Annotated in this window: 12 protein-coding genes; 3 read left to right on the forward strand and 9 right to left on the reverse strand. The window is 57.4% G+C overall.

Translation table 11 applies throughout. The annotated features are described in order from the left end of the window. Window positions 1–45: 45 nt before the first annotated feature. Window positions 46–270 (forward strand): hypothetical protein, encoded by a 225-nt coding sequence (locus PCAR_RS05950; RefSeq protein ID WP_011340744.1) that lies wholly within the window; start codon window positions 46–48, stop codon window positions 268–270. Window positions 271–398: 128 nt separating this feature from the next. Here PCAR_RS05950 and PCAR_RS05955 read toward each other — a convergent pair whose 3' ends face one another. Continuing rightward, on the reverse strand, window positions 399–761 hold the full coding sequence (locus PCAR_RS05955) for a hypothetical protein (protein WP_011340745.1): 363 nt from the start codon (window positions 759–761) through the stop codon (window positions 399–401). A 145-nt stretch (window positions 762–906) separates the two neighbouring features. On the opposite strand from PCAR_RS05955, the gene PCAR_RS05960 reads away from it, so the two are divergent. Continuing rightward, window positions 907–1,869 carry a class 1 fructose-bisphosphatase gene (locus tag PCAR_RS05960; RefSeq protein WP_011340746.1) on the forward strand — a complete coding sequence of 321 codons (963 nt, stop codon included), beginning with the start codon at window positions 907–909 and terminating at the stop codon, window positions 1,867–1,869. Between the two features lie 62 nt (window positions 1,870–1,931). On the opposite strand, the gene PCAR_RS05965 is transcribed toward PCAR_RS05960, so the two are convergent. The 7 genes from PCAR_RS05965 to nifJ all read right to left on the reverse strand — a co-directional run bounded on the left by PCAR_RS05965 (window position 1,932) and on the right by nifJ (window position 10,552). Further along, window positions 1,932–2,480, reverse strand: a complete 549-nt coding sequence (locus PCAR_RS05965) for a 2-oxoacid:acceptor oxidoreductase family protein (RefSeq protein WP_011340747.1) — start codon at window positions 2,478–2,480, stop codon at window positions 1,932–1,934. A 23-nt stretch (window positions 2,481–2,503) separates the two neighbouring features. Then, window positions 2,504–3,319: a 2-oxoacid:ferredoxin oxidoreductase subunit beta gene (locus PCAR_RS05970; protein WP_011340748.1), complete on the reverse strand. Its 816-nt coding sequence runs from the start codon at window positions 3,317–3,319 to the stop codon at window positions 2,504–2,506. Window positions 3,320–3,321: 2 nt separating this feature from the next. After that, on the reverse strand, window positions 3,322–4,455 hold the full coding sequence (locus PCAR_RS05975) for a 2-oxoacid:acceptor oxidoreductase subunit alpha (protein ID WP_011340749.1): 1,134 nt from the start codon (window positions 4,453–4,455) through the stop codon (window positions 3,322–3,324). A gap of 27 nt (window positions 4,456–4,482) precedes the next feature. Next, window positions 4,483–4,674: a 4Fe-4S binding protein gene (locus PCAR_RS05980; protein WP_011340750.1), complete on the reverse strand. Its 192-nt coding sequence runs from the start codon at window positions 4,672–4,674 to the stop codon at window positions 4,483–4,485. A gap of 254 nt (window positions 4,675–4,928) precedes the next feature. Further along, window positions 4,929–6,143, reverse strand: a complete 1,215-nt coding sequence (locus tag PCAR_RS05985; RefSeq protein WP_011340751.1) for an L-lactate MFS transporter — start codon at window positions 6,141–6,143, stop codon at window positions 4,929–4,931. A gap of 152 nt (window positions 6,144–6,295) precedes the next feature. Continuing rightward, entirely contained in the window at window positions 6,296–6,793 is a 498-nt protein-coding gene (purE, locus tag PCAR_RS05990; protein WP_011340752.1) for a 5-(carboxyamino)imidazole ribonucleotide mutase, read from the reverse strand. Window positions 6,794–7,009: 216 nt separating this feature from the next. Then, entirely contained in the window at window positions 7,010–10,552 is a 3,543-nt protein-coding gene (gene nifJ, locus PCAR_RS05995) for a pyruvate:ferredoxin (flavodoxin) oxidoreductase (RefSeq protein WP_011340753.1), read from the reverse strand. 510 nt (window positions 10,553–11,062) lie between these two features. On the opposite strand from nifJ, the gene PCAR_RS06005 reads away from it, so the two are divergent. Further along, on the forward strand, window positions 11,063–11,428 hold the full coding sequence (locus tag PCAR_RS06005) for a helix-turn-helix transcriptional regulator (protein ID WP_011340754.1): 366 nt from the start codon (window positions 11,063–11,065) through the stop codon (window positions 11,426–11,428). Window positions 11,429–11,514: 86 nt separating this feature from the next. On the opposite strand, the gene mdh is transcribed toward PCAR_RS06005, so the two are convergent. Beyond that, a complete protein-coding gene (gene mdh / locus PCAR_RS06010; RefSeq protein WP_011340755.1) occupies window positions 11,515–12,471 on the reverse strand; it encodes a malate dehydrogenase in 957 nt (318 codons plus the stop codon). Window positions 12,472–12,474: the final 3 nt, after the last annotated feature.

The raw sequence follows: 12,474 nt of genomic DNA on the forward strand, positions 1-12,474 counted from the left end.
GTGCGGTATGCAATAACGAGAACGAACCGTCCATATGGAGGATTTATGACCAAACGGGAAAACAGGCAACAGGGTGTAAAAAAGCAGGTGGATACCGAAATTTTGCGGCGCACCATGCGCTTGGACGAAGATCTGGAAATCATGGACCGCCATGCGGCGGATCTTTACGGCGTCGAAGAGCAGGAGCTCGATTCCATGCGTCGTTGGGATCGCGAGCATAAAAATGCACGCCTGCACAGTGTGCCGCGTCACTTGAAACATACGCGTTGAATGTATGCTCCGATATCAAAACGGGGAGCCCCTTGGGAACTCCCCGTTTTTTATGTGCTGAAAGCTACGGCCTTTGACGTGGTTGCTGTGTCAGAGAATCGTAAGGCATGACATGCTGATAGTGAAAGTTACCCTTCGTCGGGCTTTTCTTCCTCTTCTGGCGCGTCTTCCTGTTTGATGGCTTCGATATCGGCTTCCAGCTGCGCAGCCCGGTTTTTTAAGTCATCCAGTTTGGCCAGAAGTTTGGTGACGGCTTCGCTTTCCATGACGGCAACGACGCCGTTTTCGCGCAATTCGTCGATTTCCTTGCCGAGATCGCTGTGAGCCGAGGTGATTTTTCTGTGAATCGTAGCCAGGTCAACCTTTTTTTGCACAATACGTTTGTATTTGCTGGCCTGGAAGCTGGCAATATGGAGAGTTTTTCGGGTTGAATCCCAGATTTTTTCGGTTGTGGTTTTTTTCTTTTCGCCGGAATCGTTCTGTTCGTTCATGTCAACCTCCAGAGTTTGGCAATCATTGATAATGTGCTAAAAATATTAGCATCTCCGCAAACGGCGTCAAGCTTGTTATGCTAGCCTGTGTCAACGAACAGGGCAGGACGGCAGTTTTGCGGATATTAATTGAGGGGGAAGTACAATGGAAGCAAGTGTAGGACAAGCGGGTAAAACCAAATTTCAAATCGATCTGCGGCGGTATCTGCGGGAAGATGGTGAAGACGAGGGCCTTATTCACCTGATCTGCGAAATCGCGGAGGCCTCCAAATATATCGTCAATTCCATTCGCACCGGCGATCTCGGCGTGGCCGGTACGTCGAATCTCTACGGCGAGGAACAACTGGCGCTCGATGTGCTCTCGGATCGCATTCTGCGTAAACGGCTGGCCAAGTCGGGGGTGGTCAGCAATATCGTGTCGGAAGAAACCAACGATATCGTTTTTGTCGCTCCGCATCGCACGGGCAATTATTCGGTCTCTTACGATCCCCTGGATGGCTCGTCGCTGGTCGATGTCAATCTGGCAGTGGGGACGATTGTCTCCATTTATAAGGGCAGCGATCTTATGCAGCCGGGCAATAAGCAGGCCGCGGCGCTTTACATCCTTTACGGTCCCCGAACCACCCTGGTCTATACGACCGGCAACGGCGTGCATGAATTCGGCATGAATCAGTTGATGGAATATACGTTGTTGCGGCGCAATATTCGCATGGAGTCGAAAGCCTCTATTTATGCGCCTGGCGGGTTGCGCAGTCTGTATACGGACGGAACCGACAAGTTTGTCCGGCAATTGGAAACCAACGGCGTTAAGTTGCGATACAGCGGCGGACTGGTACCGGATATCAATCAGATGCTCATGAAGGGCAAGGGGATCTTTTTCTACCCCCATTTGCAAAACGCTCCCCAGGGTAAATTGCGTCTGCTGTTCGAACTCAATCCCATGGCGTTTTTGATGGAACAGGCCGGTGGCGCCGCTTCCAACGGTCACCAGCGCATTCTCGATTTGGTTCCGCAACAGTTCGATGAGCGCAGTCCTTTTTTCTGTGGCTGCCGGGAAGATGTGGAGTTGGCGGAAACGTTGATTCGGGAGGAAAAACAGATCCGTTAGGAAGAACAAATAGAATCGTCGGTACGAAAAACGGGGACCCGAAGGTCCCCGTTTTTTTTGCTTCAGTCGAGCAGGGCTTTAACCTGTTCGAAGCCTGTGTTGAAGGCTTTTTTGTTGAGTTCCACAAAGGCCTCGGGAACCCGTCGCAATACGGCTTTTTCGCCGGATTCACGTTTGACGATGCCGGTCAGTGCGACCATGGCGCCGAGGGCGACCACATTTGCAACGATGGCGCGTCCGATATCGTTTTTGGCGGTATTGATGATGGGGAACCGGTAAATCTTGAAGTCGCCTGCAGGCGGCTTTTTGACGAAGTCGGTATCCAGCAGCAACAGCCCGCCCGGCTTGATGGTGTCCGCATACTTGTCGGCAGCTTCCTGGGTGAGGGCCAGACAGGCGTCGACCAGGGTGGCTTTGGGGTAATCGATGGGTGCATCGGAAATGATAACTTCCGATTTGGAGGCGCCTCCCCGCGCTTCGGGGCCGTAGCTCTGGGACTGAACCGCATACTGATCTTCTACGATGGATGCGGCTTCCGCCAGGATAATCCCAGCCGTGATAAGCCCCTGTCCCCCGGCACCGGAAAAGCGTATTTCATAACGATTGGACATGATTTCTCCTTTCTCGGCACCGATTAGAGGTTCTGAGCGCGCTTCACGACCTCGGCGTATTGTTCGCAATATTCCGGGCGCTCCTCGCGGTGCAGGATGCCGGTGACGATTTTGCCTTCCAGGTCTTCTTTGGCCATGGTGGCTGCCTTGGCGACCGGAACGGCCAGTTCCTTGAAGCGTTTCATCATGTCGACGACGGACCGGAACTTGTTACGGCGACCGTAGGTGGTGGGGCAATCGTCAAGGACTTCGATAACCGCCATCCCTTTGTGACGGATGCCTTCGGCGATCAGTTTGTCGATCTGCGTTGCATGGAAAGAGGTGGTTCGCGCAACGAAGGTGGCGCCGGCACCGATGGCGAGCTTGCTGATGTCGAACACCGGGTCCGGATTGCCGTAAGGCGTGGTCGAGGCCCGGTCTCCGGTGGGGGTACAGGGCGAGAACTGCCCGCCCGTCATGCCGTAGATGAAGTTGTTGCAGATGACGTAGGTCATATCGATATTGCGACGGCAGGCATGGATGAAATGGTTGCCGCCGATGGCGACACCGTCGCCGTCGCCGCCGACCACAAGCACGTTCATTTCCGGCTTGGCCATTTTGATGCCGGTGGCGAAAGCCGCGGCACGGCCATGAGCGGTATGCAGCGTATTGAAATCGACATAACCGGGCAGCCGACTGGCACAACCGATGCCGGATACGATAGCGGTATTGTCCTTGTCCAGTTCGCAGGTATCGATAGCCCGCAACAGCCCCTTGAGGATAATGCCGTGGCCGCAGCCAGGACACCAGATATGGGGCAGTTTTCCGGGGCGCAGATATTTTTCGTAATCAAATGCCATGGCTAGCAGACCTCCTTGACTTTATCGATGATCTGGGAGGGGCTGATCGGTTCTCCATCGACCCGGCCGATGCCGTGCAGGGCGCAGGAGCCTTTGGTCACGCGCTCCACTTCAAGGATCATCTGGCCCAGATTCATTTCCGGAACGATGATGGTTTTTGTCTGGTCGGCCAATTCGGCGATGCGGCGCTCCGGGAAAGGCCACAGGGTGATGGGGCGGAACAGGCCGGCCTTGACTCCCTGCTCGCGCAGTTCGTTGACGGCGTGACGCGCGGAGCGGCTGATGGTGCCGATGGCGACGATAACGATTTCCGCATCATCGATCAGATATTCTTCGTTCTTTTCGATGTCGTTGCGGTTGGCTTCCACCTTGCGGAGCTGGCGACGCTCTTCGGCATCGACCAGCTTGGCTTTGGTGGTGGGAAAACCGTCGGCCGCTTTGTTGAGTCCTGTTACGTGGTACCGGTACCCCGAGCCAAACGCGGCCAGCGGCGGCACGTCGCCAAAGCTCGGATCGAAGGGCAGGTACTGGTCGGGCGATACCGGCGGCTCCTGGCGGCTGACAACCTCGAGGTCGCCTGGTTCGGGCAGCTCGATACGCTCGCGCATATGGCCGTTGATTTCGTCCAGAAGGATTTGCACCGGCATGCGGTAGGTTTCGGCCAGATTGAAAGCGCGCACCGTTTCGGTAAAGATCTCCTGGCAGGACGCCGGTGCAACGGCAATGGCCGCATGGTCGCCGTGGGTACCCCAACGGGCCTGCATGATGTCCGACTGGCTGGGGCCGGTCGGCATGCCTGTGGAGGGGCCGCCGCGCATGACGTTGACGATGACGCAGGGAATTTCGGCGATGCAGGCGTAGCCGATGAGTTCCTGCTTGAGAGAGATGCCGGGTCCGGAACTGGCCGTCAGGGCCTTGGCGCCTGTCAAGGACGCACCAAGCACCGAAGCCATGGCCCCGATTTCGTCTTCCATCTGTATGAATTTTCCGTCGGTTTTGGGCAGTTCCTTGGCCATGATCTCGGCCACCTCGGTCGAGGGGGTGATGGGGTAACCGCCAAAGAAGCTGCAACCGGCGTACAGGGCACCGTAAGCGCAGGCTTCGTTTCCCTGCAATAAGGCAATTTTTTTAGCCACTTTGATAGACCTCCTGAGAAAAAGGATTCAATCCTTGTGGACTTTGATAGCAAAATCGGGGCAGCGTAATTCGCACTGCATACAACCGATACAGGCGTCTGGTCTGACGACCTTTACCAGAAAGCCATCCATTTCCAATACATTGGTGGGACAAAATTCCACACAGATACTGCAACCTTTGCAGTACTGTTCGGTGATTTCCAATCGAGGGGTACTCATTCCCGGATTCTCCTTGTTAACCTTTAACCGGTGGGGCCGGTTTTTATGGCATCTCGCCGATTGTGAACAAAACCATCAAGCATCCTAACATGTTTACGCCGGCCGATTGTAATTTTTTTTTCATTGAACGGTCATCGGGGGGATAGGGTTGCCGGAAGTAAAATTGCGGGGACCGGTCGGGAGGGAGATCCTCGCCACCGTTAACATGGCGACCGGCCGTCCCCTCTCCCCGGCTCGGGGAGAGGGGCGATATGTCAGGGCTCAGTCCGCCGGATGTTGCGGGGAATGGCGATCAGGTTGATGGCGATTCCGGCCAAGGCCATGGCAGCCGTTACGTAAAAGGCGTATTGATAACTGCCGAAATGATCTTTGATCAGGCCGGACGTCAATCCGCCAGCGAGAGCACCGGCTCCGTAAGCGGTGAATACGAATCCGTAGTTTTTGCAATAGTGCAGGGCGCCGAACAGATTGACCGTCGACACGGGGGCGATGGCCAACCAGCCGCCGAGGGCCAGCCAGAGCAGGGAAAAAGCCACGAAGTAAATGCCCGCGTCCCCGGACCCGGCCACCAGCAGACATATCGAAGCCGCGGTGATGAGGATGTACGACATGCCTATGGCGGCACGGGTGCCGAATCTGTCGGTCAGGGATCCGAACAGGGGGCGACCCAGGGCATTGAATACGGCAAAGGCCGATACCGCAAAGGCGGCTGTTTCCGGTTTCAGGCGGATGATTTCCTGAGCTACGGGACTGGTGACCGAGATGGCCATAAGACCGGCGAAGGTGCCGATGGCGTAGCAGATCCAGAGTCCGTAAAAGGATCGGGTTTTAAGCATGTCCATGGTATCCGTGTCCGCCATGGCAGCGGCCTGGGACTCCGCGGATTGCCCGACGGGCGGTTTGTCCGGAAACCGCAGGAAAAAAGCCAGCACGGTGATACATAAAAAGAAGACCACGCCGAAGATGCGAAAGGTTGGCAAAACGCCATAGCTTTCGATGAGACGCACGGCGACGGGGGCCGTAAGAAACGGCGATAGCCCGAATCCGGCCAAGGTCAGGCCAACGGCCAGGCCTTTTTTGCGTGGAAACCACCGGGCCGCCACCGCCAGGGGAGCCCCGTAGATCAGGCCGACCCCGATCCCTCCGAACACCCCGTAGGTGAGCGACAGGGTTGTGATCCCCGTCGCCGATCCCGAGACGAACCATGCCGCGGAAAGGATGGCCCCTCCGATCAATGTGGTTCGCCCCGGTCCCAGTCTTTCGATAAGACCGCCGGCAAAGGGCATGGCCAAGGCATAGAAACAGAGAAACAGCATGTAGGGCCAGCCGCTCTGGGTGGCACCGATACCGAAAAGGTCCTCCAGGGGTTTCCTGAAAACGCTCCATGAATAGATGGTCCCCATGCATACAAAAATCGCCATGCCGGCGATGATATAGACATACGGAGCATACTTTTTACTGATGGGCATTATTTTTCCTTCCGTGATCTGAGAGCTTGCCGCAAAACTCCTCCATGGATATTGCAGAGCCGCGGGCCTCAGGGACTTGTCCGGCTTGTTTCATAAACGGAGAGGTGTCGCGAGTCTCCCACAGACGGGTGCAATCCGCCATGCAGGGGTGGCTAGCGGCGTTCCTGGAGTTTGCGGTCCTTCGCTTCAACCTCGGTGGCCATCTGCTGCCGGTAGGCCAGAAGTTTGCCGGACAATTCCGCATCGCCGAGGGCAAGGATCTGAGCCGCGAGCAGGGCGGCGTTTTTGGCGCCGGCTTTGCCGATGGCGGTGGTGGCCACGGGGATGCCTCCGGGCATCTGGACGATGGCGTACAGAGCGTCCACGCCGTTGAGAGGGCCACCACCCATGGGTACGCCGATGACCGGCAGAATGGTGCCCGCTGCAACCACGCCCGGCAGGTGGGCGGCGAGACCGGCCGCAGCGATAATGACCTGAATGCCTCGGTCGGCGGCGCCTTCGACCAGAGCGGCGGTTTTTTGCGGCGTGCGATGAGCCGAGGCGATGCGCATTTCGTAGGGGATAGCGAATTGTTCGAGGATTTTGGCGGTTTCTTCCATTACCGGGCAGTCGGAATCGCTGCCCATGACGATCAACACCTTGGGGTTCATGGATACTCCTGTATGTTTGTGTCAGGAATCTGGCTGGTTATTTGGCTCAGGTTTAACTTTAACCCAGTCGGAAGGCTATCGGATTTATAAAATCCGGATCGAATCGGTATTGGAGCTAGGTGCATAACCACAAACGCCAGATAGCCGTGCGCGTGAAAGCCATGCCGCCCCGGAAGGAGCGGCATGGCCCGATCGAAGGTTTTCGATTTTTGCGGATTAATCCGCCAGTTTTTGATAAAGGGCGAAACGGCGACGGGCCCAGGCGTCGGCCCGCTCGATAAGCTCGCCGGCCGCATCGGGATTGACCTTTTTCAGCGCCCGGAAGCGGTTCTGGGTGTCGGCAAACTCCCCGAAGGAGAGGGTCGGTGCCTTGCTGTCGAGTTGCAGCGGGTTCAGGTCCTTAGCGGCCCGCTCCGGGTTGTAGCGGTACAGGGGCCAGTGGCCGCAGGATACCGCTTTTTTCTGGGTGTCGATCCCTTTAGTCATATCGATGCCATGGGCGATGCAGTGGGCATAGGCAATGATGATGGACGGTCCGTCAAACGCTTCCGCCTCCATGAAGGCCTTGATGGCCTGGGCCGGATTGGACAGGGAGACGCTGGCCACGTAGGCGGTGCCGTAAGACATGGCCATCATGCCGAGGTCTTTTTTGGGCATGTTTTTGCCGCCTGCGGCAAACTGGGCCACGGCGCCAAGGGGAGTCGACTTGGAAGCCTGACCGCCGGTGTTGGAGTAGACTTCCGTGTCGAGTACCAGCAGGTTGACGTTCTTGTCCGTGGCGATAACATGATCCAGGCCGCCGTAGCCGATGTCGTAGGCCCAGCCGTCGCCGCCGACACACCATACCGATTTTTTCACCAGGTAATCGGCAAGGGTGGCGAGACGCTTGGAGGCCGGATCGTCGCAGTTGGCCAGCACCTGTTTGAGTTGCGCGACCCGGGCACGTTGCTCCTCGATAGCGACCTGGGTGGATTGGTCGGCATCTCGGATGGCCAGCAAAAGGTCCTTGTCGGCCGGGCAGCCGGCACAGTTGCAATCGATAATCTGGGCCAGCAGTTCGCCGGCGGCTTCGCTGAATTTATCCACCGCCAGGCGCATACCGAAACCGAATTCCGCCGTGTCCTCGAACAGGGAGTTGGACCAGGCCGGGCCCCGTCCGTCATCGCGGGTGGCCCAGGGAGTGGTCGGCAGATTGCCGCCGTAAATGGAGGTGCAGCCGGTGGCATTGGCGATCAGCGCACGGTCGCCGAACAACTGGGACATAAGTTTGAGATAAGGTGTTTCGCCGCAGCCCGAGCAGGCGCCGGAGAATTCGAACAACGGTTTCAGCAACTGGCTGCCCTTCAGGGTGTCGCGCTTGACCTTGGCCGGATCGGTTTCGGGCAGGGCCATGAAGAAATCCCAGTTGACAGCTTCCTGCTCACGCAGGGGCACCTTGAATTGCATGTTCAGGGCTTTGCGGGAAGCATCCTGGCGGTCTTTGACCGGGCACACTTCGACGCAGATACCGCAACCGACGCAATCCTCGGGAGCCACCTGCAGGGTGAATTTATTCCCCTCGAATTCCGCGCCGCGAGCATCGACAGTGCGGAAGGTCTGCGGTGCCTGCTCCAGGTAGGAGGCATCATAGATTTTCATGCGCAGGGTTGCATGGGGGCAGACGAAGGAGCACAGACCGCATTGGACGCAAAGGTGCTCGTCCCACACCGGAATTTCCAGGGCGATGTTGCGCTTTTCGTAACGGGAGGTGGCGGTGGGGAAGGTGCCGTCCGCCGGCATGCTCGATACCGGCAGACTGTCGCCCTGGCCGGCGATGATGGTGGCGACCACATCCTGCACGAAGGCCGGGGCCCCGGGAGTCACCAGCGGCGGTTTGCAAAGAGCGCTGTCGGCCGTTGCCGGGATGGTCACCTCGGCGATGTCGTTCAGGGCGGCATCGGCGGCACGGCAGTTCATATCCACCACTTTTTCCCCGGCTTTGCCGTAGGTTTTGCGGATCGCATCCTTGATGGCGTCCAGGGCCGTATCCATGGGCAGGATGCCGGTAATCTTGAAGAACGCGGTCTGCATGATGACGTTGATACGCCCGCCCAGACCGATCTTTTCTGCGATGTCCACGGCGTTGATGACGAACAGCCGCAGGTTTTTGTCGATAATCTGTTGCTGCACCTCGCGGGGGATCTGCTCCCAGACCGTATCCTTGTCGAACAGGGAGTTCAGCAGGAACATCGCGCCGGGCTTGGCCTTGGAGAGCATGTCGCACTTCTCCAGGAAGGTGAAGTTGTGGCAGGCGACGAAGTCGGCGTTGCTGACCAGGTACGGCGAACGCAGCGGGGTCTTGCCGAAGCGCAGATGCGAAGTCGTGATCGTGCCGGCTTTTTTGGAGTCGTAGACGAAGTAGGCCTGCACATGGTTGTCCGTCAGGTCGCCGATGATCTTGATGGAGTTCTTGTTGGCGCCGACGGTGCCGTCGGAGGCGAGACCGTAGAACATGGCCGAGTAAATCCCCGAAGCGTCGTTGCTGTAGGAGGCATCGACGGGGAGACTGGTGCCGCAGACATCGTCCTCGATGCCGACGACGAAATGGTTTTTCGGTTCGGCAAGATCCAGGTTGTCGTAAACCGCCTTGACCATGGCGGGGGTGAATTCCTTGGATCCGAGACCGTAACGTCCGCCGACGACGGTCGGTACGGATGCCGTGGCGGCTGCTTCGGCGATGGCGCCGCGCACGTCGAGGTACAGCGGTTCGCCGAGGGAGCCGGGCTCTTTGGTGCGGTCCAGTACCGCGATTTTGCGCACCGAGGCGGGCAGGGCTGCAAGGAAGGCCTCCGCGGGGAAGGGGCGGTAGAGGCGGATCTTGAGCATGCCGACCTTTTCGCCGGCGGCGTTCATGGCTTCGACGGTTTCGTGCACCGTATCGGCGCCGGAGCCCATCAGGACGATGACCTTTTCGGCATCCGGAGCACCGACGTAATCGACCAGGCGGTACTGGCGCCCGGTAAGCCCGGCGAGTTTATCCATTTCTTCCTGGACGATGCCGGGAGTGGCCCGGTAGAAGCGATTGACGGTTTCCCGTCCCTGGAAATAGACATCCGGATTTTGCGAGGTCCCGCGAAGCACCGGATGGTCCGGCGACAGGGCCCGGGCCCGGTGGTCGGCGATCAGGTCCTCGTCGAGCATGGCATGCATGTCGTCGAAGGTGAGCTCTTCGATTTTCTGGATTTCGTGGGAGGTGCGGAATCCATCGAAAAAGTGCAGGAAGGGAACACGTGAACGCAGGGTGGCGGCCTGCGCAATGAGAGCGAAGTCCATAACCTCCTGGGGGTTGTTGGAGGAGAGCATGGCGAATCCGGTGGAACGGCAGGCCATGACGTCGGAATGATCGCCAAAGATCGACAGGGCCTGGGCGGCGATGGCCCGTGCCGAGACATGGAATACCGTCGGGGTCAGTTCGCCGGCGATTTTAAACATGTTGGGGATCATCAATAGCAAACCCTGGCTGGCCGTGAAGGTCGTGGTCAGGGCGCCGGCCTGCAGGGCGCCGTGGACGGCCCCGGCCGCTCCGGCCTCCGATTGCATTTCCGTAACCAGGGGTACCGTCCCCCAGATATTTTTTTCGCCCTGGGCACTTTTGATATCCGATATTTCCCCCATGTTGGAAGAGGGCGTAATGGGGTAAATGGCGATAACCTCATTGGTAGCGTGTGCCACATGTGCCGCGGCGGTATTGCCGTCGATGGAAACTTTTTGTCGCGTCATGCGTTCCGATCTCCTTGATTGTTGATTGTCGTCCTGCATCGGTAAACCGATGTTCTGTACAGGCCGGCGGATGGTTCATTGCAGAGAGACTTGACCGGCGGGGAAAATTTTGCCGGTTAGTTCCTTGACAATTGGGTCGATAAAGTTGTAATTAAATTCTCGCGTAAAAAAATTCGTATGTTGAAGGAAATTACCCAAAATCGAGTTGGCAAGTCAAGAAAATTTTGCATCCCTGGTCAATAAAGATACATCGTTTGAATCGGTCGGCCTGGTCCTGGGGCAGTCGGAGGGCAGGCCGCGATTTATCGACGATTTGCCGGGAAGGCCGGAAAGCGGCCGGTCGGCGCTTTACCGCCGGGGCAACGGCAGGCTGAGGTCACCACCGGTATTTTCCCGGCAGCATAACGGGGTACGTATGTGGTATGATTCACCACCAAACGGTAACCGGGCCGGTCGACCGCTTTTGCAAACATTGTGATACCACGGATGCTTTGAGAGTGGAGGAGCGTTTTGAAACCTTCAGATACGGATGCCTACCGGGACGATTTTCCCGGAGGGCACAAACAATGGACTTTTTTGAACAATCACGCCCATGTACTTTTATGTCTGGCCAGAAACCCCGATATGGTGTTGAGAGAAGTGGCATTGCAGGTCGGTATCACCGAACGGGCCACGCAAAAAATTATAAAGGATCTGGTCGATTGTGGGGTTATCGAAAGGTACCGTGTGGGGCGTTGTAACAGCTATCGCATCCATCTCGACCTGCCTTTGCGCCACCCTCTGGAGACGCGACATACGGTCGGTGAATTGCTGGCCATGTTTCTTACCGAGGAGGAAATGAGGCGGGCGCGATCGATGGGAATAGCAGGGGCCTGAAACGAAATGCCGGACCGGGGATTTTCCGTTACCCCGATCCGGCATTTTTTTTACATCCATCCAACCAAACAGAACGAACGTCGGTTCTACAGAGGCAGGCTGTCGACAAGTTTTTTGACTTCGCCTACCGAGTGATCGAGCAGGGCCTGTTCATCTTCCGTCAATTCAAATTCGACGATCCTTTCAACGCCGCCGACGCCCAGGATACAAGGCACACCGACATAGTAACCGCTGATCCCGAATTGGCCATCGAGCATAGCGCACACCGGCAACAGTCGCTTCTGGTCATGGATGACGGCTTCGACCATGGCGATGGCACTTGTCGCGGGGGAGATGAAGGCACTGCCGGTTTGCAACAGATGCACCACCTCGCCACCGGCATCCTGCGTGCGCTCGACCAGGCCGGCCATGACCTGGCGGGCTTTGTCTTCGTCGCCGTATTTGTTTTTCAGCAGTTCCAGGGCGGGAATGCCGTTGACATTGGCAAAACGTACAATAGGCACCATGGCGTCACCGTGTCCGCCCAGCACCATGGCGTTGACGTCGCGCACAGAAACGCCGAGTTCCCAGGCGATGAAGGAAGCAAAGCGCGCCGAGTCGAGGACGCCGGCCATACCCATGATCCGTTGGGTAGGAAATCCGGTGATTTTCTGACACAGGGTTACCATGGCATCCAGAGGATTGGACAGTACGATGACAATCGATTCCGGGGCATGGGTTTTGATGCCCTCGGCGACCGTAACCATGATCCGGGCGTTGATTTCTATCAGGTCTTCACGGGTCATGCCCGGTTTGCGCGGGATTCCGGCGGTAACGACCACGATATCGGCTCCGGCGATACAGCTGATATCATTGGAGCCGCAGAGCTGCACGTCGAAATTGGATATGGGAGCTGCCTGCGCGATATCCAGACATTTGCCCTGGGCAAGTCCGTCCTTGATATCGAACATGATGACATTGCCGAGTTCCCGCATGGCCGCGAGATGGGCAATGGAGTTGCCTATCTGGCCGCCTCCGATAAGGGCGATTTTAGGTTTGACCATACT

Source organism: Syntrophotalea carbinolica DSM 2380 (assembly GCF_000012885.1).
Classification (GTDB): domain Bacteria; phylum Desulfobacterota; class Desulfuromonadia; order Desulfuromonadales; family Syntrophotaleaceae; genus Syntrophotalea; species Syntrophotalea carbinolica.